We start from the raw sequence: 362 nt of genomic DNA, 5'->3' as shown, positions 1-362 counted from the left end.
GGCGAGCTGACCCTCACGGTGGCCGACGACGGCTGCGGCGTGCCGGCCGGTGCCGTCCGCAGCGGCCTGCGGAACCTCGAGGAACGGGCCGTCGCCCTCGGCGGCACGCTCGGCGTGGGGGCACGCCCGCAGGGCGGCGGGACACGGCTGGTGTGGCGTGTTCCGGTGCGGCCGGCGGGTGACTGACGGGCGCGGGCTGGTGCGACGTGTTCCGGTGTGGCCGGTGGCTGAGTGACGGTGCGGTTCGGCGGTGAGTGAGGGTGGCCGGTGGGTGAGTGATGGCGCGGGTCGGCGGTGATTGAGGGTGCCGCCGGTGGATGAGTGATCGGCGGTTCGGCGGTGATTGAGGGTGCCGCGGGTGG

Annotated in this window: 1 pseudogene; it reads left to right on the top strand. The window is 75.1% G+C overall.

The window, feature by feature from the left end:
* A pseudogene (locus tag C3488_RS39800) lies at positions 1–186 on the top strand (histidine kinase); the annotation flags it as partial.
* Positions 187–362: the final 176 nt, after the last annotated feature.

Source organism: Streptomyces sp. Ru72, from assembly GCF_002920635.1.
Classification (GTDB): Bacteria; Actinomycetota; Actinomycetes; order Streptomycetales; family Streptomycetaceae; genus Streptomyces.
This window is presented reverse-complemented; position numbering and strand designations above follow the sequence as displayed.